The following is a 22,040-nucleotide window of genomic DNA, read 5'->3' on the forward strand; positions in this document are numbered from 1 at the left end:
TGTCAGGTTTTGCACAATTATGCGCATCACGTACAGACAGCCCTGCTGCGTAACAAAGACCCAGCGTTGCTTTCACAACCGCTGTAATCTAAGACTTTTTTAACATAGCTCAATCATTACGAACCGTCCAGCAAACAGGAAAAGAAATCTTACGTCTTGATTGAGTTAGAACAATTTGTGAAAACTTATGCTTAAATCATTGTAACGCGACCAAATTGTTTCAGAGAAAAAACAGTGTTAATAACCCGCGCCCAGCTGTATTAAAATGCACCAGCGAATAAACAGCGTTATGCACCAAAATAATGAAATTTTTATGACTCTGCATCAAAAGAAGGCAAGCAAAACGTTTCGATAAAAATAAAACATTCCTGCGCGCCTTTACATCAACAATATATGCAACAATTTATCGCTTCGTTTATAAGGATAAATATTCACCAATTTTCAGTATCCTGAAAGAATGGTTAACTGGTGCTAAATTATCGAGTGCGTGAGTTAACTCCTGCACAGGTTCATCTAAGGATTCATCTGCCAGTTCGAACACGCCCCAGTGAATAGGGAACGCCAGAGGTGAGCCCAGCTGCTGCCACAATGCCACCGCAGATTGCGGATCCATATGATGGACAGCCATGAACCATCGTGGGGCATAGGCACCAATCGGTAACGCGGCGGCATCTATCTGGCCCAGGCGTTCAGGAATTAACAGCAGCTCAGGTGAATAACCGGTATCACCGCTGAACCAGAAGCGGTGATGTCGTCCTTCCATCACCCAGCCGCACCATAAGGAACGATTGCGGTTCCATGGCGTGCGCATGCTCCAGTGCTGTGCCGGTACGGCGGTCAGCGTCATCCCCTGCCAGGTGAAACTCTGCCACCAGTCGAGTTCGACCACGTGTTTTGCTCCCCGGCGACGAAACCAGTCGGCGAGGCCCAACGGAACAAAAATACTGACGTCGGGAAAGCGTTTGAGGATTCGGCGAAGGGTTGCGTCATCAAGATGATCGTAATGATTATGGGAAATGACGACCGCATCCAGCTGATGAAGTTGCTCGACAGACAGTACGGGGGGTGTCTTACGCTGGGGTCCCAGGAAAGGCAGCGGAGAAGCGCGTCGAGAAAACACCGGATCGGTAAGGATGACATTGCCGTCCAACTGCAGCAACACGCTCGCGTGTCCGAGCCACCATACCCCATCTTCCTGAGGTTGCGTAAGCTCAACCGGTTGCCACCACTGGCGGATAAAGTCTTCATAACCCAGCGCAGGCGGCTTCGGTAATCCGGCCTCTTTACGCGCTTTACGCCAACGGTCAAGGTCGCCGGGTTGATGTCCGACAGGATCGGTATTACAAAAACCGTTTGGGGTGTGATGTTTCAGGGAGGGATCATACCAGGGATTTTTCCAGACCACAGCCACCTCCCAGGACAAAAAGATTAACGCTCAGCCACCAGGCGGATAAAGTCGTCTTCGTCTTTGTTATCTTCAGCGACCGCGTCTTTCGGCGCGTCTTTCTCTTCCGGTTCGTTAGCCTCACACAGACGGCGTAGCAGCGCATTCTGACGTTTTTGCTGATCGAGCAGCGCTTCCAGCAGTTCGATCTGCTCGTTAGTACGGGAACTGGCGCGGTTCACGAAAAACCAGATGACCAGCCCCACAAGCAGAACCACCAAAGAAATCATCAGGGATGCTATATTCAGCAGCCCTGAATTCAGTAACTCACCCATTTCACCACCTCAATAAAAACGTCTATTTTACCACTGGCGCGAAGGAAGGAAATCACGTTGAGAAAAAATGTCTATTACCACGGAATAAACTTGTTTATTGCGCAAACGCCGCTAAAAAACTGTACATCCTGATCGCACATCACATTGATCGTCTGCGTCCATAACACCACGCACGCTATCAGCACGATAATCAGAATTACCCAGCGTATTTTTTTCACTCCACACTCCGTCTAAGGACCTGATGTAACGAGATTATCACGCTTATCTTAAACAAGGACTAACTGTGCCTCCATCGCGTTTTTTTTCAGAATCCTGCACTTGTTTCATCGCGTAAACGCTTTACGCTAGCATTACGATAACAACGATAAAAGAGGTAATGATGCGATTCATCATTCGAACAATTATTGCACTGGCCCTTGTCTGGATTGGCCTTCTGTTAACGGGCTATGGCGTGCTCGTGGGGAGCACCGAAAACGCAGCCGGGCTAGGCATTCAGTGTAAATACCTCACAGCACAGGGAATTAGCACTGCCCAGTATCTGCATACTGACAGCGGGATCGTTGGCTTAACCCACTGCCCTGTACTGCGTAAAACATCCGTCGTGATTGATAATGGCTAATCAGCCTGGTGAATGACATACAAAAAACGCCGCATCAGATGCGGCGTTTTTCTCTACCAGCAGGGATTAAAACGGGTAGTCGTGATATCCCATCTGTTCAGAAATTTTCCGTGCCGCAGTGTGCAGAATAGCCACATACTCATGCAGACGCTCTTCGGAGAAGCGTAAGGTTGGGAAGGAGATACTCAAGCCCGCGATTACAACGCCAAAGCGGTCAAATACCGGAACGCCGATGCAGCGCAGCCCCTCTTCCTGCTCTTCGTTATCTTCGCCATATCCCTGCTCGCGCACGCGGTCAAGCACCGTCAGCAGCGCATCCGTGCTGGTAATGGTTCGTTCCGTGCTGCGTTTGTATTCCACGCCTTCGAGGATCTGCTTCACTTCCTCGCGATCGCGCCACGCCAGCAGAACTTTACCAATGGCGGTACTGTAGAGCGGGTTGCGGCGACCAATCCGCGAATACATGCGCAGATTGTACATGGAGTCGATTTTATGGATGTAAACGATGCTGTCTTCATCCAGGGCACCGAGATGAATGGTCTCTTTGGTCAGGCGAGAGATTTCGCGCATCTGAATGTCAGCGCTGCGGATCAGGTCAACATTTTGTAGCGCACGCGCACCCAATTCAAACAGCTTAAGCGTCAGAGAATACTTTTCAGATTCGCCTTCCTGCGCAACGTAACCCAGCGACTTCATGGTTTGCAAAAAGCGATAAACGGTGCTTTTTGACATCATCACGCGCTGCGACAGCTCTGTAATACCTATTTCACGCTCTTCTCCAAGCGCCTGTAAGATGCCAAACACCTTCAGCACGGAAGAAACAGAATCTGGCTGTTTATCCAAATCCGCAATAGCCATTTACCACCTCATAGCGAGTGTTTTATAAAAATCAGAACCGGTTTTTATTATAAGTTCCCGTCATGTCACCTGCAATCAATCCGCGTTTACTTCGTTACAAATCTGCGACATATCGCGGCTGTAACAATGCTAAAATAGTTACCCTGAGAATAATTTCACGCTGAGCTTTTTACTCCTGATGGAAAAGAATCTTTCTGATGGCCTGCCATTACCCCAACGGTATGGCGCAATAGCGACCATCATTATCGGTATCTCAATGGCCGTCCTTGACGGCGCGATTGCAAACGTTGCCCTGCCAACCATCGCCAGCGACCTGCATGCCTCACCCGCCAGTTCGATTTGGATTGTTAACGCCTACCAGATTGCGATTGTGGTGTCACTGCTCTCGTTCTCTTTCCTCGGCGATATGTTCGGCTACCGCCGGGTATATCAGTGCGGCCTGGTGGTTTTCACTTTAACCTCCCTGCTCTGTGCCCTTTCAGATTCACTGCATACCCTGACGCTTGCGCGTATTGCGCAGGGTTTTGGCGGCGCGGCGCTCATGAGCGTAAACACGGCGCTGATCCGCTTAATTTATCCGCAGCGTCATCTGGGGCGCGGAATGGGGATAAACTCGTTTATTGTCGCCGTCTCTTCTGCCGCCGGGCCAACGATTGCGGCGGCGATCCTCTCCGTTGCGTCATGGCAATGGCTGTTCGCCATTAACGTGCCGCTGGGTGTCGTCGCCATCTTTTTTGCCCTGCGCTTTCTTCCCGCTAACGGTCCCAAAAGCAGCATGCCACGCTTCGACGTGGCAAGTGCGGTGATGAATGCCCTGACTTTCGGCCTGTTGATTACGGCGCTGAGCGGCTTTGCGCAGGGACAATCTCTGATGATTACCGCCGCGGAGCTCATCGCCCTGCTGGCGATCGGCTTCTTCTTTGTACGCCGCCAGCTCACCCTGCCAGTTCCTTTGCTGCCCGTTGACCTGCTGCGTATTCCCCTCTTTTCGCTCTCCATCTGCACGTCTGTCTGCTCGTTCTGCGCCCAGATGCTGGCTCTGGTCTCCCTGCCCTTCTTTCTGCAGAGCGTAGTTGGCCGTTCAGAAGTGGAAACCGGGCTGCTGCTCACCCCCTGGCCGCTGGCGACGATGGTGATGGCACCGCTGGCAGGTTATTTAATTGAACGCGTTCATGCCGGTTTATTGGGCGCTTTGGGGCTGACGGTGATGGCGACAGGCCTTTTCGCGTTAGCATTGTTGCCCTCGTCGCCTTCGGATCTGGACATCATCTGGCGCATGATCCTCTGCGGCGCAGGGTTTGGCCTGTTCCAGTCCCCCAATAATCACACCATTATCACCTCAGCACCACGGCATCGCAGCGGTGGGGCAAGCGGTATGCTGGGAACCGCGCGTCTGCTGGGCCAAAGCAGCGGTGCGGCACTGGTCGCCCTGATGTTTAACCTTGCCGGACAAAACGGTAACCACCTTGCGCTCCTCACCGCAGGCGCCCTTGCCACCCTCGCGGCGGTCGTCAGTGGCCTGCGGGTGACCCAGCCCAGGGTTCAGGCATAAAAAAAGCCGGGCGGAGTGTTCTCCCGCCCGGCTTTTTGTGTTTTGTTGCGTTACTTCAGGTATTCCCCACTGCGCAGCGCTTCAATACGCTTATCCAGCGGCGGGTGAGACATAAACAGCTCGCTCAGCGATTTGGATTTACCGTTAATGCAGAAGGCCATCATGCTGTTCGCTTCCTGCGGCTCGTAGGAGGTTTTGAGACGCTGCAGCGCGGCAATCATCTTCTCACGACCAACCAGCTTCGCAGAGCCGGCATCCGCGTGGAATTCACGGTGACGAGAGAACCACATGGTGATGATGCTCGCCAGAATACCGAATACCAGTTCCAGAACCATCGACACAGCAAAATAGATCAGCGGGTTGCCGTTGCTCTCTTCGCCTTCGTCGCGGTTGCCGCCCATGAAGCCCGCGGCAATCTGCGCCAGAATACGGGAGATAAAGATCACGAAGGTGTTTACCACGCCCTGAATCAGGGTCATGGTCACCATGTCACCGTTAGCGATATGGCTAATTTCGTGGGCGATAACCGCTTCGGCTTCGTCACGGCTCATGTTCTGCAGCAGTCCGGTGCTGACAGCAACCAGTGACGCATCGCGACGGGCCCCCGTGGCGAACGCGTTGATATCCGGAGCATGGTAAATGGCCACCTGCGGCATGGCGATCCCGGCCTGACGGGACTGCTGAGCCACCGTATTCATCAGCCACTGTTCCATATCGTTACGGGGTTGCTCAATGACCTCACCCCCTACCGATTTCAGTGCCATCCACTTCGACATCAGCAGGGAGATGAACGAGCCACCAAAACCAAACAGCAGCGCCATAATCAACAGACCCTGAACGCTGCTCGACTGAATTCCTGTCAGGCTTAGCACGAGCCCGAAAACCACCATCACCGCCAGGTTGGTGAGCAGGAAGAGCGCGATTCGCATCATAATTTTCTTTTTACCTCAGTTTAACAAAACGCACTATGCGATTACCCACATCGTATGGGTATTGCGGCTATTTTCAAGCATCCTGAGGGCGTAAGTCACCAGAAAGACACAACTTTACACAATTGAAAATCTGGCTGACGGAAGGATAAAGTACAAAAAGAAACAGGCACAATGTCTTGTGCCTGTTGGGAGGTTATTTTGCCGGAGCGGGCTGTACGGCAGGTTTCTCTTTTTCCTGATTCGCCAGGTCGAGAGCGATATGCACCGTCTCGTCGAGATACGGATCCGGCTCCTGGTAATCTTTTGGCAGATCGTCCAGTTTCTTGAGCAGAGGCTTGCCTTCACGCTTGAAGCGATCGTTGATACGCGCCAGGCGGGTTGCATCGTCTTCGTTGTTCTCTTTTTCACGCTGAGCGTAGTTCAGAGAAACAATATTCCGCTTATCCTTCAGAGCATTGAATCGCGCAATGTCCTTCATGATGTACTGGAACTCCGGATCTTTCGCGATGCGGTCGTTATGCGCCTTCAGCAACTCAGGGCCAAACTGCGTCATATCACCCGCTTTCACGTAGGTCGCGGCATTGATGCTGTCCCACGGCAACGCGTTATCTTCAAACTTCTCGCCGGTTTCCGTCTCCTGAGTGCCAGTCGGCATGATGATGTCCGGCGTGACGCCCTTACGCTGCGTACTGCCGCCATTTACGCGGTAGAATTTCTGAATGGTGTACTGAACCGAGCCCAGCGCAGGCCATTCCGGACGCAGCATCTGATCGTAAATACGATTCAGAGAGCGGTACTGCTGAACAGTGCCTTTCCCGAAGGTTGGCTCACCGACGATCAGCGCGCGGCCGTAGTCCTGCATGGCTGCGGCAAAGATCTCAGACGCGGAAGCGCTGAAGCGGTCAACGAGAACAACCAGCGGGCCTTTGTAGTAGACCACACCGTCATTGTCCGCATCTTCGCGCACTTTACCGTTGTTATCGCGCACCTGAACCACCGGGCCAGATGGGATGAACAGGCCAGAGAGAGAAACCGCTTCCGTCAGCGCCCCGCCGCCGTTACTGCGCAGGTCGATGATGATGCTGCTGACGTTCTGCTTTTCAAGCTTCTGCAGCTGAACTTTCACATCGTCAGTCAGGCCGACGTAGAAGCCAGGAATATCCAGGACGCCCACCTTCTCTTTACCCACGGTTTTCACCGACATTTTCACCGCGCGGTCTTCCAGACGGATACGCTCACGGGTCAGGGTAACGATACGGGTTTTGGTGCCTTTTCCGGCTGGCAGAATTTCCAGACGAACCTTGCTGCCTTTCGGACCTTTGATCAGCGCAACCACGTCATCAAGACGCCAGCCGATCACGTCGACCATGTTCTGGCCGGTTTGTCCCACACCCACAATACGATCGCCAACGCTAATCGCTTTGCTTTTAGATGCCGGGCCACCCGCGACCATCGAATTGATCACCGTGTAATCATCGTCCATCTGCAGCACCGCGCCGATACCTTCCAGAGACAGGCTCATCTCGGTATTGAACTGTTCGGTGTTGCGTGGTGAGAGATAGTTGGTGTGCGGATCGATTTCGTGCGCAAAGGCCGTCATGGCCAGCGAGAAGACATCCTCACTGTTGGTCTGGGCCAGGCGACGAATGGCAAATTTGTAACGACGCGTCAGCGTGTCACGGATCTCTTTTTCGTCTTTGCCGGTGAGCTTAAGGCTCAGTTCGTCGTATTTAACTTTGCCGTCCCACAGCGCATTCAGCTCGGCTTCATCTTTTGGCCAGGGCGCTTTGCTGCGGTCCAGATTGAAGGTGTCGTTGCCGGTGAAGTCCATTGGACGTTCCAGCACTTTCAGCGCGTACTGATAGCGTTCGAAGCGGCGCTTTTGCGACAGGTTGTAGAGATCGTAGAACAGATCCAGCTTGCCTGAACGCAACTCGTCACCCACCTCGGATTTTCGCTTAGCGAACTGCTCGACATCGCTGGCGAGCAAAACGTTATGGCTGTAATCCAGCAAGTTCAGATAGCGGTCAAAGATTTTGGCCGAAAAGGCCTGATCGAGATCGAACTGACGATAGTGCGAACGGGTGAAACGTGAGGTCACGCGCTCGCTCACCGTCGCGTGCTGCGTCTCTTCCTTGAGAACCGGAATTTGATCAACACGCGTGATATCGTCCACTGCAAAAGCGTGACCTGTTATAGCAAACAGACCCGCCAGCGCGGTGAGCTTAAAAAAAGTGTTCATGCCAGGCTTGGCCTCCGTTTCAGAACAACAAGTGTTCTGCGCGTACAATCATTGACATACCAGAAGTCAGCTGTACACGAACGCCATCTTTGGTGATTTCCAGTACGGTGGCGTCCATAGCATTGTTACCCGCTTTTACCTTCAGTGCCTGACCGACGCTCAGGGCGTTAATGTCAGAAACCGGCGTATGGCGCGGCTCTTCACGAGGCGCACGCGGGGCTTTTGCTGCTGGTTTGTCTGCACGCGGTTTGCGATCGTTATTATCGTGACGACGCGGCGCAGGGCGTGGTTTACGCTCACGACGAGGCGCTTCTTCCTGGCCGTTTGCCGCGGCGGCTTCGCGTTTTTTCGCTTGCTGTTCCGCACGTTGTGCCTGAACGCGTGCTTTGGCTTCTTCCAGCTGCTTGCGCGCATGCTCAACGTGCTGCTCGTCCAGCTCACCGCAAGGGTTGCCGTCGAGATCCACGCGAGTCGCGCCAGGTTTGATACCGTACAGATAACGCCAGCTCGAAGTATAAAGACGTAAGGCGGAACGCAGCTGAGTTTTGCTGAGGTTCATTTCCCCTTCAACACGTGCCACCAGATCCTGAAAAATACCGACTTTCAGGGGACGAGCTTCGCCTTCCGCGCTGAAGCACTGCGGGAAACGCTCGGCCAGAAATGCGATAACTTCTTTACTGCTATTCAACTTAGGTTGATTTTCCATGAAATTTCCTGATTACAACGGACGTTGCCAACAAGCGCAGGCATGAACAGGCGTCATTATAATGACGCTATCAGTAAATGCTACGTTATCCGTTGATTATCCTGCGACGCTCGCAAAGAATTTTTGATAATCGGTTGCTGCGAGTACGTTTTCCAGATTCGCCACCAGCTCGCGCAGCCCCTGTTCGTCCTCGGTTGTAAAGCGACTGAAGACCGTACTGTCGATGTCCAGAACGCCAATAATCTGATTTTTGACCACCAGCGGCAGAACGATTTCAGAATTACTGGCAGCATCACAGGCAATGTGTCCGTCAAACGCATGAACGTCTTCCACACGCTGGACCTGATTCTCGGCCACCGCCGTGCCGCATACGCCACGCCCAACCGGGATACGCACGCACGCCAGCTTTCCCTGGAACGGACCGAGCACCAGCGTTTCACCTTCCAGAAGGTAAAAGCCCGCCCAGTTTACGTCAGAGAGACGTTCAAACAGCAATGCGCTAGTATTTGCCAGAGTGGCTAAGAAGCTGGTCTCACCCGCCATCAATGCCTTAAAATCGCGGTTCAGATCCGCGTAGAATTCTGTTTTGTTCATTATTCAATCACTTAGTTGTCTTACAAAATTACCGCATAGCCTATTAAAATAAGCATTAAATGCGCTCATGCTCAAGATGAATCCGTTCATGAGTTATTATAACTTTCAACAATACTTATTTGTGCGCAGCTGATGGCCTTAAAAACAACCAAAATTACGCCGACAAGAAAGATAACTGTCCATACGGTAAGCGAAGCTTTGCCTCGTGCACATTATCAGCGTTGCCCCCAGTGCGATACGCTTTTTATGTTGCCGAAGATGAAATCGCACCAAAGTGCCTTCTGTCCCCGCTGCGACGCCAAAATTCGCGATGGCCGCGACTGGTCGTTGACCCGCCTCGCCGCCATGGCCGTCACCATGCTGCTGCTGATGCCCTTCGCCTGGAGCGAACCGCTGCTGAAGCTCTATCTGCTTGGCGTGCGCATTGATGCTAACGTGCTGCAGGGTATCTGGCAGATGACCCGTCAGGGCGATCCGATTACTGCCGCGATGGTGCTGTTCTGCACCGTGGGCGCACCGCTGGTGCTGGTTGCCGCCATTGCCTATCTCTGGTTTGGCAATATTCTTGGCATGAACCTTCGCCCGGTGCTGCTGATGCTGGATAAGCTCAAAGAGTGGGTCATGCTGGATATTTATCTGGTCGGCGTGGGCGTTGCGTCCATAAAAGTCCAGGACTACGCCTTTTTGCAGCCCGGCATTGGACTCTTTGCTTTCATCTGTCTGGTGTTGCTGAGCATCCTGACGCTGATCCACCTGAACGTTGAGCAGCTCTGGGAGCGTTTTTACCCTCAGCGCCCCGCCACGCGCCCCGATGAAAATCTGCGCGTCTGTCTGGGTTGCCACTATACCGGGTTGCCCGACCCGCGCGGACGCTGCCCGCGGTGCCACATTCCATTACGGCTGCGGCGCAACAACAGCCTGCAAAAATGCTGGGCCGCGCTGATCGCCTCCCTGGTGTTCCTGATCCCCGCCAATATGCTTCCGATTTCCATCATTTACGTGAATGGCGGACGCCAGGAGGATACTATCCTCTCCGGAATTATCTCCCTTGCGCACAGCAATGTCGGGGTGGCGGCGATCGTCTTTATTGCCAGTATCCTGGTTCCCTTTACCAAAGTGGTAGTGATGATTACCCTGCTCATCAGCATTCACTTAAAGTGTGAACAAGGTTTACGGACCCGCATTCTGCTTCTGCGATTCGTCACCTGGATTGGCCGCTGGTCAATGTTAGATTTGTTCGTGATTTCGCTGATGATGTCGCTCATCAATCGCGATCAGTTACTTGCTTTTACTATGGGACCCGCGGCTTTTTATTTCGGCTCTGCGGTGATATTGACTATTCTTGCTGTGGAATGGCTGGATAGCCGCTTACTTTGGGATGCACATGAGTCAGGAAACCCCCGCTTCGCCGACTGAAGCGAGAATTAAAACAAAACGCCGCATTTCGCCATTCTGGTTGCTGCCCGTCATCGCCCTGATGATTGCAGGCTGGCTTATCTGGACAAGCTATGAAGATCGCGGGAGTACCGTCACCATTGATTTCCAGACCGCCGACGGCATCGTCGCCGGACGAACGCCCGTTCGCTTCCAGGGGGTTGAGGTCGGTACGGTGCAGGATATCTCCCTTGGAAAAGGGCTGAACAAGATTCAGGTGCGGGTCAGTATCAAATCTGACATGCAGGATGCCCTGCGCAGCGAAACGCAGTTCTGGCTGGTGACGCCAAAAGCCTCTCTGGCCGGCGTGTCCGGGCTGGATGCGCTCGTGGGCGGTAACTATATCGGCATGATGCCGGGCAAAGGCGAGCCGCAGGATCACTTTGTGGCTCTGGATACGCAGCCCAAATACCGCCTCAATAACGGCGATTTGATGATTCATCTCCAGGCGCCGGACCTCGGTTCCCTGAACAGTGGCTCCCTGGTCTATTTCCGTAAGATCCCGGTGGGCCGCGTGTACGATTACTCGATTAACCCGAACAAACAGGGCGTCACTATTGATGTGCTGATCGAGCGTCGCTTCACCAATCTGGTGAAAAAGGGCAGCCGCTTCTGGAACGTCTCCGGCGTGGATGCCGACCTCAGCCTGAGCGGTGCGAAAGTGAAGCTGGAAAGTCTGGCCGCCCTGGTGAACGGCGCCATTGCCTTTGACTCCCCGGAAAACTCAAGCCCAGCCACCGCTGATGACACGTTCGGATTGTACGCCGACCTGGCGCACAGCCAGCGCGGCGTGATCGTCAAACTTGCCCTGCCCGATGCTAAGGGGCTAAAAGCGGGTTCAACGCCGCTGATGTATCAGGGTCTGCAGGTCGGCCAGCTCACCAAAATGACGCTCAACCCGGGCGGGTCGGTCACCGGCGAAATGACGGTCGATCCGAGCGTGGTCGATCTCCTGCGCGAGAAAACGCGCATCGAAATGCGCAGTCCAAAGATCTCCCTGAACGATACCAGCCTCAGCACGCTGTTGACCGGCAATACCTTTGAGCTGATCCCGGGTGAAGGTCAGCCCAGCAACAGCTTCGTGATTGCCCCGGCGGATAAAGCTCTGTTGCAAAAACCGGGTGTGGTGACGGTTACCCTGAATGCGCCTGAAAGCTATGGGATTGAAGCCGGTCAGCCGTTGATTTTGCACGGCGTGCAGGTGGGACAGGTGCTGGAGCGCAAGCTCTCCGCGGATGGGGTGCAATTCTCCGTCGCCATCGACCCGCAATACAGAGACCTGGTGCACGGTGACAGTAAATTCGTGGTGAACAGTCGCGTCGACGTGAAGGTGGGTCTGGACGGCGTGGAGTTTCTCGGTGCCAGCGCCAGCGAATGGGTCAACGGCGGTATCCGCATTTTACCGGGGGATAAAGGCCCCGTGCGCGACAGCTACCCGCTGTATGCCAACCTGGAGAAAGCGATTGAAAACAGCCTGAGCGATCTTCCTACCACCACGCTGACGTTAAGCGCCGAGACCCTGCCGGACGTTCAGGCGGGCTCCGTGGTGCTGTATCGCAAGTTTGAAGTCGGGGAAGTGATTACCGTACGCCCGCGTGCCGACGCCTTTGATATCGAACTGCACATCAAGCCGGAGTACCGCAAGCTGCTGACGCCAAACAGCGTCTTCTGGGCCGAAGGCGGCGCGAAAGTTCAGCTTAACGGCAACGGACTGACCGTGCAGGCCTCTCCGCTGTCACGCGCGCTGCGGGGGGCGATTAGCTTCGATAACCTCAGCGGTGCGGGCGCGAATCTGCGCAAGGGCGATAAACGTATTCTCTTCCCGTCCGAGACCGCCGCCCGCGCCGTGGGGGGGCAGATTACCCTCCACGCATTTGACGCCGGTAAGCTGGCGGAAGGCATGCCCATCCGCTATCTGGGTATTGATATCGGGCAGATCCAGAAGCTGACGCTGATCACCTCGCGTAACGAGGTGCAGGCCACCGCCGTACTTTACCCGGAATATGTGCAGACCTTTGCCCGTACAGGTACGCGCTTCTCGGTAGTCACGCCGCAGATCTCGGCCGCAGGCGTTGAGCATCTCGATACCATTTTGCAGCCGTACATCAACGTGGAGCCCGGCCAGGGCAATGCCCGTCGTGATTTCGAGCTGCAGGAAGCCACGATCACCGACTCGCGCTACCTTGGTGGCCTGAGCATCGTGGTGGAAGTGCCGGAAGCGGGCTCGCTGAGCATCGGCACCCCTGTACTGTTCCGCGGTATTGAAGTAGGTACGGTCACGGGCCTGACGCTCGGTACGCTCTCCGACCGCGTAATGGTGGCGTTGCGCATCAGTGAACGCTACCAGCACCTGGTACGTAATAACTCGGTATTCTGGCTGGCATCCGGCTATTCGCTGGACTTTGGCCTGACGGGAGGCGTGGTGAAAACCGGCACCTTCAACCAGTTCATTCGCGGTGGCATTGCCTTTGCCACGCCGCCGGGAACGCCGCTGGCGCCGAAAGCGCAGCCGGGTAAACACTTCCTGCTGCTCGAAAGCGAACCGAAAGAGTGGCGCGAATGGGGAACCGCCCTGCCGCGTTAATCTGCAAGGCTCCGGTGTCAACGCACCGGGGCCTTTATGTTACACTGCGCACCTGAACTTTTCCCTGTGGTGTGCCCGTGGCTCAAAACTCCGTATTTCTTCCTGAACAATTCCTGGCGCAGATGCGCGAGGCGCTTCCTTCTCACCTGTCGTTAGACGATTTTATCGCCGCCTGCCAGCGTCCGTTACGCCGGAGTATTCGCGTCAATACGCTGAAAATCAGCGTAGAGGATTTTCTGGCGCTGGTCGCGCCCTACAGCTGGCAGCTTACGCCGGTACCGTGGTGCGCTGAGGGGTTCTGGATCGAGCGCGATGACGAAGACGCCGTGCCGCTGGGAAGCACCGCTGAACATCTGAGCGGCCTGTTCTATATCCAGGAAGCCAGCTCGATGCTGCCGGTGGCTGCCCTGTTCGCAGAGGGCAACGCGCCCGATCGCGTGATGGATGTGGCCGCGGCGCCTGGCTCAAAAACCACGCAAATTGCAGCCCGCCTGGGTAACCGCGGTGCGATCCTCGCCAACGAGTTTTCCGCCAGCCGCGTGAAGGTGTTGCATGCCAACATCAGCCGCTGCGGTATTCATAATGTTGCCCTGACGCACTTCGACGGGCGCGTGTTTGGCGCCGCCTTGCCGGAAGCCTTCGACGCCATCCTGCTGGACGCCCCCTGCTCCGGCGAAGGGGTGGTGCGTAAAGATCCCGATGCGTTAAAGAACTGGTCCGTGGAAAGCAACCTTGAGATCGCCGCCACGCAGCGGGAGCTGATCGAGAGCGCATTCCATGCCCTGCGCCCAGGCGGCACACTGGTCTATTCAACGTGCACCTTAAACCGCGATGAAAACGAAGACGTCTGTTTGTGGCTGAAAGCGCAATACCCGGATGCGGTCGAATTCCTGCCGCTTAACGATCTGTTTGCCTCAGCACAGGAGGCGGTCACCCCTGAGGGTTTCCTTCATGTGTTCCCACAGATTTACGACTGCGAAGGCTTCTTTGTGGCACGTCTGCGTAAAACACAGGCGGTTGCTCCCCTGCCCGCACCTAAATTCAAGGTCGGCAACTTCCCGTTTGTCCCCCTCAAAGGTCGCGATGCAGCACAGCTTGTCGCCGCCGCCGAAAAAGTTGGCCTGGCCTGGGATGAGAGCCTGCACCTCTGGATCCGTGATAAAGAGGTATGGCTGTTCCCGGCTGAGATCGAACCGCTCATCGGAAAGGTCCGTTTTTCCCGAATCGGGATCCGCCTGGCGGAAGTGCATAATAAAGGCTATCGCTGGCAGCATGAGGCCGTCATCGCCCTTGCCGGGCACGAAAATGCCTTTGCCCTGACGCATCAGGAAGCCGAAGAGTGGTATCGTGGTCGCGATGTCTATCCTGACAGCACGCCATCAGGCGATGAAGTGATCGTGACGTATCAGGGATACCCGCTCGGGCTGGCAAAAAAAGTCGGTTCACGACTGAAAAACAGCTATCCGCGCGAGCTGGTTCGCGATGGACGGCTGTTTACCGGTAACGATCGCATGGCCTGAAAAAAAGCGCATTTTTTTACTGGCGATTTTGCTCTCCTTGTCTACGATCAAAAATGGGTGGCCGCACTGGTCATACCAGATTTTGACAACCGACCCGGAGAGCACTATGACGAAAACCAGCGTGCGTATTGGCGCTTTCGAAATCGACGACGCAGAGCTGCGCGGCGAAGCACAAGGCGATCGAACGTTAAGTATTCCCTGCAAATCCGACCCGGATTTGTGCATGCAGCTCGATGCATGGGATGCAGACACCAGCGTCCCGGCAATACTTGATGGCGAACACTCAGTCCTTTACCGTGAGCATTACGATAGTAAAACCGATGCCTGGGTCATGCGTCTTGCCTGACCTAAAGAGAACCCGCCCGAAGGCGGGTTATTTATTACTGCAGCTGCGCCAGCGTAAAGTAACCGTCAAATACGGCGCCCGTATCAATGTAGTGAAGATTGGCAAAATCATACCTTCTGTCGACAGGCGTATGTCCGAACCAGAAATGATCCGCACCGCTGATGCCCTGCCCTTTGCCCACCATAAACCCCATCAACCGATCGCGGTCCCATAAAACGCGATGGGCACTGACCGGTTTTTGCCAGCAGTATTCCGCTGCCGGATAATCCGCATGGGCAATCACGTTCAGACCGTTCGCACAGGTTATCTCAATGATATGCGGTAAATCGCGACAGGCCTCGAGCAACGACAGCGCAAGCTGTTGCTGGTCGCGTTCAAGTTGCGCAAACCACATTCCGCCATTCATCATCCAGAGAGAAAAATCGTTATTATCCAGACCGTCGAGCGCCATTTGCTCATGGTTGCCCCGGACGGCACGAAACCATTTTTCATGAATTAACTGCAGGCATTTCACGCTATCAGGCCCACGATCGATCATATCCCCAACGGAAATAAGCAAATCCTCATACGGGTTAAAATGACGGCGTTTAAGCTCCTCCATAAGCCACTGATAACAGCCATGTATATCGCTGACAACCCAGACGTGACGCCACATCCCACCTTCAATTCGCTGATACATAGCCCCTCCTGTTAACAGTATAGCCGCCGCAGAAAATGCAACAGGCGGGCGTGGTCCTCACGAAGTGAAACAAACGGTAAACCAAACAGAAATAAAGATCCTCGCGCTATTAATCCCTTTTTCCTGGCTCTTTAGAATAAAGGGAGAAAAAAAGAGGGGTCTTCACGTGTCTAATACGCACCTGCATAACGATGTTTTCTATCCGCATCGCACAAATATTATTTCCGAGCTGGTGAACGGCAAACGCGTCCCGGGACCGATCTGGCGCAAACGCGAATATCGCCTGAAGTTCCTGTTACGTTCGCTGGTGTTCTGGTCTTCTACCCATCGCATGCTGGAGGCGCTTTCTGGTCGCGACGATTTCGACAAACTGCTGGCCTCTCAAATTACATTGCCAAGCAAAACCCACCGGCAGTACCTGATGCGCGGTTTGACGGCTAACGATCGCGCCGACGCGATCGTTAGCCATTATTACTGGATTGATAGCCTGAAAGAGAGCTGCCTCGCCCAGGCCCTGACCAGCCCGCAGGAGCAACCCGTTGCGCAGTTCCATGCAAAAGACGGTGTTATCTATACGGTCAATGCGTCCTCTGCTGGGAAAGCCGAGCGTGAAGGTGAAAGCACGCTGTGGCTTCGCGACAACGAGGATACGCTGCTGGCCAGCCTGACCTTTAGCGTCGCGCGCAGTAATGGTCAGCAAGTCATGGTCATTGGCGGACTTCAGGGTCCCCGCCGCAGCGTAACGCGTGACGTGATTAAACAGGCCACCCGCGCCTGCCACGGCTTGTTCCCAAAGCGCGTGTTGATGGAAGTGCTTTTCCAGCTGGCTGCACAGTCCTCTGTCCGGGCGATTTTTGCCGTCAGCGATGAGGGCCACGTATTCCGCGCGTTGCGCTATCGCCTCAGCAAAGGCCGCCATTTCCACGCCAGCTATGATGAATTCTGGGCATCTCTGGACGGTAAAAAACTCTCCGCTTTCTGCTGGCAGCTGCCGCTGCAGATGGCACGCAAATCCCTTGAAGAGATCGCCAGTAAAAAACGCGCTGAATACCGCCGTCGCTTTGAGCTGCTTGATGAAATTGAGGCGTCGGTTCGGTCTCACTTCTAAGTCATAAATAACGACTGACAACGTAACTGCCCTGAAAGGGCTGTTACGTTCTTCAAATCTGAATACGTTATTATCGTCAGGATCGTTCTGAAAATAAAAAGGCACATTGTTCGATTTCCGTATCGAATATTAATGTCACAAGTTCGCACCATGTCGAACCGGGTTCTTTTACCCTCTTCTCAACGACTGGCTTTTTCATCTGAAAATCGAGCGTTGACCTGCGGTTGAAAATGGCCTCTTTCGGGGCATGAATAATATGTCCGCGACTGGTGTTGGTCAGCGGATATTTTGATACCGCACCGCTGTGAGCATTAAACCCCGGAAGACTCATCAAAACGTCCACAGGAACCGTTTCATTTGTTTGTGAATCGCCACGGCGGTAAAGCCGCCGCCACATTTACAGGCAAACTCTTTAAGGCTGAAATGCGGGGATACATGACCCATTTTTACTTATCTCCTGCAGGCCTAACCCTGCCTTGCGTTTAACGAAAAATTTAATGATTCCATTGACCATATGCGCACCCAGTAACGAAATGGCGATTGCAATCGTGCCACGCGGCACCTGCATACTAAAGATTGTCTGCATGACCGGAATGAACGGCTTGATACAGTAGAACATCAGCACTTCAGACAAAGTGTGTTTGTAGGGCATGGGAATTCGCCCATAAAAAAATCCCACTTAACGGCGGGCATCAGGCTGGTTTATTATTTAATTTATTCCCATAAATCATACCGATAGTGGTTAATCGCAAGTCATCATTCCTTACATAAATGCCTAACTTATTGGCGTAATGTTTTTCCAGTTACTCATTCAATTGACAAGGAAAACATTATGTGGAATGCAAATAGCGCCGTTTCGTATGCTCGCCAGCATGCCGGCGCTCATAGTCAAAAAAGATGTGCCGAATTTGTCTCGAAGGCCATTCGCGCAGGTGGTGCGAATATTCACAACACGCATTACGCTAAGGATATGAAAAGCAATTTGATTGCTGCCGGTTTCCATCTCGTTTACGGGACACCCATTAAAGGTGACGTGGCAGTTATTCAGCCTATCCCCGGACACCCCTGGGGCCATGCGTGCATCTATAGCGGAAGCGGTGTCTGGTATTCTGATTTTGTTCAGTCTTCGATGTACCCAGGAAAGGGGTACAGAGAAATACAACCCGCATACGAAATTTACAGGCATAACTAATATGAGAAAAATTATCCTGACAGCCTTGTTACTTCCCTTGATAGCGTCAGCTGCGGGGAAGTTACCACCAGAAGTGGATGCAGCGTTGCAGTTTAATAAATGGTACATCTCGCAGATCATGAGCGACAAGCAGCCAGAGGCCGATTATGCCGCACTGGGTAAGTACGTAACCCGCGACACCATCCACAAACTCGAAGCCATGGATAAGCTTGATCCCAATGAATACGACGTTCCCGATGTTGATATGTTCATTAAGTCTCAGGATTATTACGATGACTGGGGTGTTGTCAGCGCCGTGGGACTCGATTTCGATGCAGCATGCATGCAGGTTTATATTTCTTTCGGCAAAAAGAAAGATCACACCGTGATTGATTGCATGGTGAAAGAGGATGGAACCTGGAAAATACAGTCCGTTGCAGGCGCGGACGTACCAGACAATTTAAGCACTAAATGATAACGACCCTATGACAGGGGTACTAATGCAATGCATCTTCGCAAATTTCCCTGCCGTATCGCCGGAAAGCAGCACCGGGCCTGCAGCTATCAAAAGTGAGCGATTGCTGCCGCCTGGTTAGCCGGTGCGATTTTTTGATAAGCCCAGGGATCCGAAAAAACAGCCAGGACGGCAGTATAAATCTGGATAGTCTTACGAAAGGGTTTGTAAAGGCGAGGAATTATTCAGGGCTTGAGTTTATGGACAGGCCACCGTCATTTCATGAGATCCGAAGCCTGTCCGGGAGGATGTAAGAGAAGGAGTTTGTTCAGCGGCTGTTCGATCACAAGTCAGAAAAAATGACCACAAAGTACCTGGACAGCAGGAAAAAAGAATTCATGATGATTTGATAAATTTGCGTGTAAATGAATTGTGAATGTTAAAAACGGTATGGTATAACGAGAAATGCCGGATATTGAAGTTCGGACAATTTTAGGACATTTTCGGACGGAGCGCCGTAAGTGACTGAAATAAAACGCAGATAAAAAGAGACCGAATACGATTCCTGTATTCGGTCCAGGGAAATGGCTCTTGGGAGAGAGCCGTGCGCTAAAAGTTGGCATTAATGCAGGCTAAGTCGCCTTGCCTTTTAAGAATAGATGACGACGCCAGGTTTTCCAGTCCACAGCTAAAGCGGTCGGAAAAAAAGCGCCAGAGCATCATAAAATGTGAAAAACCGCAGTGCTTTCGCAAGCATCTGCGGTTTTTTATTGGAAACCTGAACAGTTAGCAGAGCTTGTCGGCGCGCTCGATAAACGGGGCCAGACTCATTTTCTGGCCCGGATTCGCCGGGTCATCGATCTGAATAATGCTAATCGGCTGGCCGCTGCTCTTTCCGCTGGCCACTTGCTGCTCGGCGGTTTCATTTAACGGGTATTGCACCAGCGTGCTCGGGTTGATGGCATACAGCGCATGGCCCGGACGGCAGGTCAGCATCACCTCTTCGCGGTTGAACGCCCATTTATCCTTACCCACTTCAAAACGGCTGACGGTGATAACCTGCGGTGCGGCTAACGCGCTCCCCGTGCAGGCCAGCAATATGAGAGAAAGTACTGTCTTTTTCATATGATATTTAACCTTGTCAGAAGGGTTCCCAGGTGGCGAACAGACTGACCGTTGCCAGTACCAGCGCCCCCAGCACCACTTCTGCCTGTGTCATCCTGATAAAAATCTGTTGTGCTCGCCCGGTCTCCGGACGAAACCGTGGCACCAGAAAATACCGATTTGCCAGCGCAATTACCACCATCAACGCCACCAGCGCACATTTGAACAACAAAAACTGCACGTAGTCAGCCTGCCAGGGAATATGGACGCCCAGTATCATGAGCACATTGATCGCTCCGCTGAGCAGCACGCCCGCGACCGCATAATGGCCCACGCGCGAGAAGCGCATCATGGTATAGATGGCGGCATTCTGCCAGCGCCCTTTCGCCAGACGCATACAGAACAGCAGGGGCAGTAATCCGCCCAGCCAGGCTGCGGCACAGATCAGGTGAAAGGCGTGATTAAGGCGCTGCAACGCCCCCATCGGACCGTCGTTCATCGCCGCGTGCCCTACCCCCGCCAACAGGATAAGCTGGCCCATGGCGAGCAGCAGCAGCCGCGAACCTTTCAGCGGCGCGAGCCATGCTGCAGCGACCGTCATCACAGCAAGAATCGTTTGCCACAGCCAGACGCCGCCAAACTGTGTCCTCATCACGCCGTACCAGACCTGCGGGGCAAACACATCTCCCCAGCCGTTACCCATCAGTCCGCCCTGAAGCATAAACATCAGGAGTGCAGCCGTCAGGCTCACTAAGGCTGCCACTTTCTGCTGCAGCTGGAAACGCCGGGACATCAGCCGCTGGAGAGAGGAAGGGGCAAACCAGACGCTGTAAAGCGCGTTGCCAAAAACCAGCATCAGCGCCCCGAAATGGACAAAGCGCAACCCGATATAACACAGCGCCAGCATGCTATTTCACGCTAAAGTGATAGCTGCCTTTGGTTTTATGACCGTCTACAGAGACGACATGCCAGTCTACCTGGTACGTCCCTGACGTCAGCGTTTGTTCCAGCGGAACGGTGAGTTGCGCCTTGTTCTTTTCGTCTCGCGTAGCGGTACCCGTTTTGATGACCTGCTTTTGTGCGTCCGTCACCACCACACCGCTAAATCCCGGTTCGATGCCTTCTGAAAAATGCAGCGTAAGTGCCTGCGGAGCGCTCACCACGCTGTCCGCTGCCGGGATCGGCTGCTTAAGGTGCGCATGCGCCAGCGCGGAGGAGGTCATCATTGTAGAGGTCAGAAAAACCAGTGCGCATACCGCGCGGGAAGCGGAGAAACCCATCGCAATCATTCCTTTTTGTTATGTCTGTATGCTAAAGAATAACGCTGTATAATAAACGAGTCGAGGAACATCCTGCCTCCGCTTGTCATCGTCGTGCAATCGCGGTAACGTTGCCGCCGCAGAAAAAGGAGAAGGTAATGAAGATCAATCTGGCCGCCCTTCCACAGGACGAGATGGATAAAGTGAATGTCGATCTCGCTGCCGCTGGCGTCGCGTTCAAAGAGCGTTACAACATGCCTGTCGTGGCTGAAGTCGTTGAACGGGAACAGCCCGCCCATCTGCGCGACTGGTTTCGCGAAAGACTCATCGCCCACCGTCTCGCCTCGGTTAACCTCTCCCGTTTACCGTACGAACCTAAAGTTAAATAAGCTTAACGAGCCGTTACACTTCCTTACGCTGAATCTGGCAGGATAAGAAAACCCTGATAAATTTAGGTGTATTCTTAAATCTCTGCGACTCAGTGTATAAGGAAGTCACGATGTCACATTGGAATATAGCGGCAGCCCAGTATGGTGGGCAGCATCAGAGTGTCGATGACCATATCACGCACCACCTGCGCTTCATCGCCGAAGCAGCACGGCAGCGGTGCGATCTGCTGGTGTTCCCTGAACTCTCATTAACAGGCTCGGGTACGACGACGCTACCTCCCCCACCCGATGACGCGCAGCTGGAACCGCTGCTGGACGCGGCGCATTTTTACCGGATTACCGTGATTGCCGGGCTCCCCCTGGAACGGAACGGTCAGCGCCAGAAAGGCCTCGCGCTCTTCACGCCCGCCCGTCACCGCATCCTGCGTTACCCGCAAGGTAGCGGTGCCAGCCTGGTGCCGGGGGAGAAACAGCTCAGCATTATTGATGCGCATGCCGATTCCCCCAATCTCGATCCCAGAGCGTCGCTGTTTACCAGCAGCCAGTCCGTGGAGGATCACCGCTGGCGGCAATCCATCAGTACCCTGCAGCGCTTCGCGCATAAATATGCCATTGCGGTGCTGATGGCGAACGCCTGCGGCGGTAGCGCGCTGTGGGATGAAAAAGGCCAGCTGATCGTCCGCGCCGATCGGGGCGAGCTGCTGTTGACCGGCACGCTCGGCGGAGAGGGTTGGCAAGGCGATATCATTCCTTTAGGCTAGGCGTTTTAA

At 53.8% G+C, this 22,040-nt stretch carries 25 protein-coding genes; 11 read left to right on the plus strand and 14 right to left on the minus strand.

Translation table 11 applies throughout. The features are described 5' to 3' along the window. Positions 1–415 precede the first annotated feature (415 nt). From ACMGGQ_RS11915 to mgrB, 3 genes are all read right to left on the minus strand, one after another. On the minus strand, positions 416–1,405 hold the full coding sequence (locus tag ACMGGQ_RS11915; protein WP_420290076.1) for an MBL fold metallo-hydrolase: 990 nt from the start codon (positions 1,403–1,405) through the stop codon (positions 416–418). A 23-nt stretch (positions 1,406–1,428) separates the two neighbouring features. After that, positions 1,429–1,719 (minus strand): YebO family protein, encoded by a 291-nt coding sequence (locus ACMGGQ_RS11920; RefSeq protein ID WP_024909723.1) that lies wholly within the window; start codon positions 1,717–1,719, stop codon positions 1,429–1,431. A gap of 74 nt (positions 1,720–1,793) precedes the next feature. Beyond that, the gene (gene mgrB / locus ACMGGQ_RS11925; protein WP_006175995.1) at positions 1,794–1,937 is read right to left on the minus strand and encodes a PhoP/PhoQ regulator MgrB; all 144 of its coding nucleotides are present in this window, start codon (positions 1,935–1,937) and stop codon (positions 1,794–1,796) included. Positions 1,938–2,098: 161 nt separating this feature from the next. Between mgrB and ACMGGQ_RS11930 the strand changes: the two genes are divergently transcribed. Next, a complete protein-coding gene (locus ACMGGQ_RS11930; protein WP_420290568.1) occupies positions 2,099–2,338 on the plus strand; it encodes a YobH family protein in 240 nt (79 codons plus the stop codon). A 66-nt stretch (positions 2,339–2,404) separates the two neighbouring features. Here the strand turns inward: ACMGGQ_RS11930 and kdgR are convergent, their stop codons facing one another. Then, the gene (kdgR, locus tag ACMGGQ_RS11935; RefSeq protein ID WP_048029440.1) at positions 2,405–3,196 is read right to left on the minus strand and encodes a DNA-binding transcriptional regulator KdgR; all 792 of its coding nucleotides are present in this window, start codon (positions 3,194–3,196) and stop codon (positions 2,405–2,407) included. Positions 3,197–3,374: 178 nt separating this feature from the next. Here kdgR and ACMGGQ_RS11940 point away from each other — a divergent pair, with 178 nt between their 5' ends. Continuing rightward, positions 3,375–4,748, plus strand: a complete 1,374-nt coding sequence (locus tag ACMGGQ_RS11940) for an MFS transporter (RefSeq protein WP_420290077.1) — start codon at positions 3,375–3,377, stop codon at positions 4,746–4,748. Between the two features lie 50 nt (positions 4,749–4,798). Here ACMGGQ_RS11940 and htpX read toward each other — a convergent pair whose 3' ends face one another. From htpX to ACMGGQ_RS11960, 4 genes are all read right to left on the minus strand, one after another. Then, positions 4,799–5,680, minus strand: coding sequence for a protease HtpX (gene htpX, locus ACMGGQ_RS11945; protein WP_014884290.1), 882 nt, complete (start codon positions 5,678–5,680; stop codon positions 4,799–4,801). Between the two features lie 193 nt (positions 5,681–5,873). Beyond that, positions 5,874–7,922 carry a carboxy terminal-processing peptidase gene (gene prc / locus ACMGGQ_RS11950; protein ID WP_025910096.1) on the minus strand — a complete coding sequence of 683 codons (2,049 nt, stop codon included), beginning with the start codon at positions 7,920–7,922 and terminating at the stop codon, positions 5,874–5,876. A 19-nt stretch (positions 7,923–7,941) separates the two neighbouring features. Next, entirely contained in the window at positions 7,942–8,628 is a 687-nt protein-coding gene (gene proQ, locus ACMGGQ_RS11955) for an RNA chaperone ProQ (RefSeq protein WP_014884292.1), read from the minus strand. Positions 8,629–8,724: 96 nt separating this feature from the next. After that, positions 8,725–9,222, minus strand: coding sequence for a GAF domain-containing protein (locus ACMGGQ_RS11960; RefSeq protein ID WP_008500476.1), 498 nt, complete (start codon positions 9,220–9,222; stop codon positions 8,725–8,727). Positions 9,223–9,354: 132 nt separating this feature from the next. On the opposite strand from ACMGGQ_RS11960, the gene yebS reads away from it, so the two are divergent. The 4 genes from yebS to ACMGGQ_RS11980 all read left to right on the plus strand — a co-directional run bounded on the left by yebS (position 9,355) and on the right by ACMGGQ_RS11980 (position 15,106). After that, entirely contained in the window at positions 9,355–10,638 is a 1,284-nt protein-coding gene (yebS, locus tag ACMGGQ_RS11965) for a membrane integrity lipid transport subunit YebS (RefSeq protein ID WP_045908227.1), read from the plus strand. After that, positions 10,607–13,240, plus strand: a complete 2,634-nt coding sequence (locus tag ACMGGQ_RS11970; RefSeq protein ID WP_045908226.1) for a PqiB family protein — start codon at positions 10,607–10,609, stop codon at positions 13,238–13,240. Before yebS ends, ACMGGQ_RS11970 begins: the two co-directional genes overlap by 32 nt. Before the next feature lie 77 nt (positions 13,241–13,317). Beyond that, entirely contained in the window at positions 13,318–14,760 is a 1,443-nt protein-coding gene (rsmF, locus tag ACMGGQ_RS11975) for a 16S rRNA (cytosine(1407)-C(5))-methyltransferase RsmF (protein WP_420290078.1), read from the plus strand. 106 nt (positions 14,761–14,866) lie between these two features. Next, entirely contained in the window at positions 14,867–15,106 is a 240-nt protein-coding gene (locus ACMGGQ_RS11980) for a YebV family protein (RefSeq protein ID WP_008500472.1), read from the plus strand. Positions 15,107–15,140: 34 nt separating this feature from the next. Here the strand turns inward: ACMGGQ_RS11980 and pphA are convergent, their stop codons facing one another. Beyond that, the gene (pphA, locus tag ACMGGQ_RS11985) at positions 15,141–15,785 is read right to left on the minus strand and encodes a protein-serine/threonine phosphatase (RefSeq protein WP_111966411.1); all 645 of its coding nucleotides are present in this window, start codon (positions 15,783–15,785) and stop codon (positions 15,141–15,143) included. 166 nt (positions 15,786–15,951) lie between these two features. On the opposite strand from pphA, the gene ACMGGQ_RS11990 reads away from it, so the two are divergent. Beyond that, a complete protein-coding gene (locus tag ACMGGQ_RS11990) occupies positions 15,952–16,893 on the plus strand; it encodes a VirK/YbjX family protein (RefSeq protein WP_223539172.1) in 942 nt (313 codons plus the stop codon). A gap of 76 nt (positions 16,894–16,969) precedes the next feature. Here ACMGGQ_RS11990 and ACMGGQ_RS11995 read toward each other — a convergent pair whose 3' ends face one another. After that, positions 16,970–17,290: a hypothetical protein gene (locus ACMGGQ_RS11995; RefSeq protein WP_176252826.1), complete on the minus strand. Its 321-nt coding sequence runs from the start codon at positions 17,288–17,290 to the stop codon at positions 16,970–16,972. A gap of 15 nt (positions 17,291–17,305) precedes the next feature. Then, positions 17,306–17,545 carry a hypothetical protein gene (locus ACMGGQ_RS12000; protein WP_167211274.1) on the minus strand — a complete coding sequence of 80 codons (240 nt, stop codon included), beginning with the start codon at positions 17,543–17,545 and terminating at the stop codon, positions 17,306–17,308. 180 nt (positions 17,546–17,725) lie between these two features. Between ACMGGQ_RS12000 and ACMGGQ_RS12005 the strand changes: the two genes are divergently transcribed. Beyond that, complete coding sequence (locus tag ACMGGQ_RS12005) at positions 17,726–18,085, plus strand: hypothetical protein (RefSeq protein ID WP_048223729.1); 360 nt, start codon at positions 17,726–17,728, stop codon at positions 18,083–18,085. 1 nt (position 18,086) lies between these two features. After that, entirely contained in the window at positions 18,087–18,539 is a 453-nt protein-coding gene (locus ACMGGQ_RS12010; RefSeq protein WP_045908220.1) for a DUF3828 domain-containing protein, read from the plus strand. Between the two features lie 765 nt (positions 18,540–19,304). Here the strand turns inward: ACMGGQ_RS12010 and ACMGGQ_RS12015 are convergent. From ACMGGQ_RS12015 to yobA, 3 genes are read right to left on the minus strand one after another with little or no spacing between them, the layout of a single operon-like run. Beyond that, positions 19,305–19,643 (minus strand): YebY family protein, encoded by a 339-nt coding sequence (locus ACMGGQ_RS12015; RefSeq protein ID WP_048029434.1) that lies wholly within the window; start codon positions 19,641–19,643, stop codon positions 19,305–19,307. Positions 19,644–19,659: 16 nt separating this feature from the next. Beyond that, positions 19,660–20,529: a copper homeostasis membrane protein CopD gene (copD, locus tag ACMGGQ_RS12020; RefSeq protein WP_420290079.1), complete on the minus strand. Its 870-nt coding sequence runs from the start codon at positions 20,527–20,529 to the stop codon at positions 19,660–19,662. Position 20,530: 1 nt separating this feature from the next. Then, a complete protein-coding gene (gene yobA / locus ACMGGQ_RS12025) occupies positions 20,531–20,902 on the minus strand; it encodes a CopC domain-containing protein YobA (RefSeq protein WP_048029432.1) in 372 nt (123 codons plus the stop codon). A gap of 137 nt (positions 20,903–21,039) precedes the next feature. Here yobA and ACMGGQ_RS12030 point away from each other — a divergent pair, with 137 nt between their 5' ends. After that, positions 21,040–21,270: a DNA polymerase III subunit theta gene (locus tag ACMGGQ_RS12030; RefSeq protein WP_008500465.1), complete on the plus strand. Its 231-nt coding sequence runs from the start codon at positions 21,040–21,042 to the stop codon at positions 21,268–21,270. 110 nt (positions 21,271–21,380) lie between these two features. Continuing rightward, a complete protein-coding gene (locus tag ACMGGQ_RS12035) occupies positions 21,381–22,031 on the plus strand; it encodes a carbon-nitrogen hydrolase family protein (protein WP_048223735.1) in 651 nt (216 codons plus the stop codon). Positions 22,032–22,040: the final 9 nt, after the last annotated feature.

The organism is Enterobacter sp. BNK-13 (assembly GCF_048685015.1).
In the GTDB taxonomy this organism is placed as follows: domain Bacteria; phylum Pseudomonadota; class Gammaproteobacteria; order Enterobacterales; family Enterobacteriaceae; genus Enterobacter; species Enterobacter quasiroggenkampii.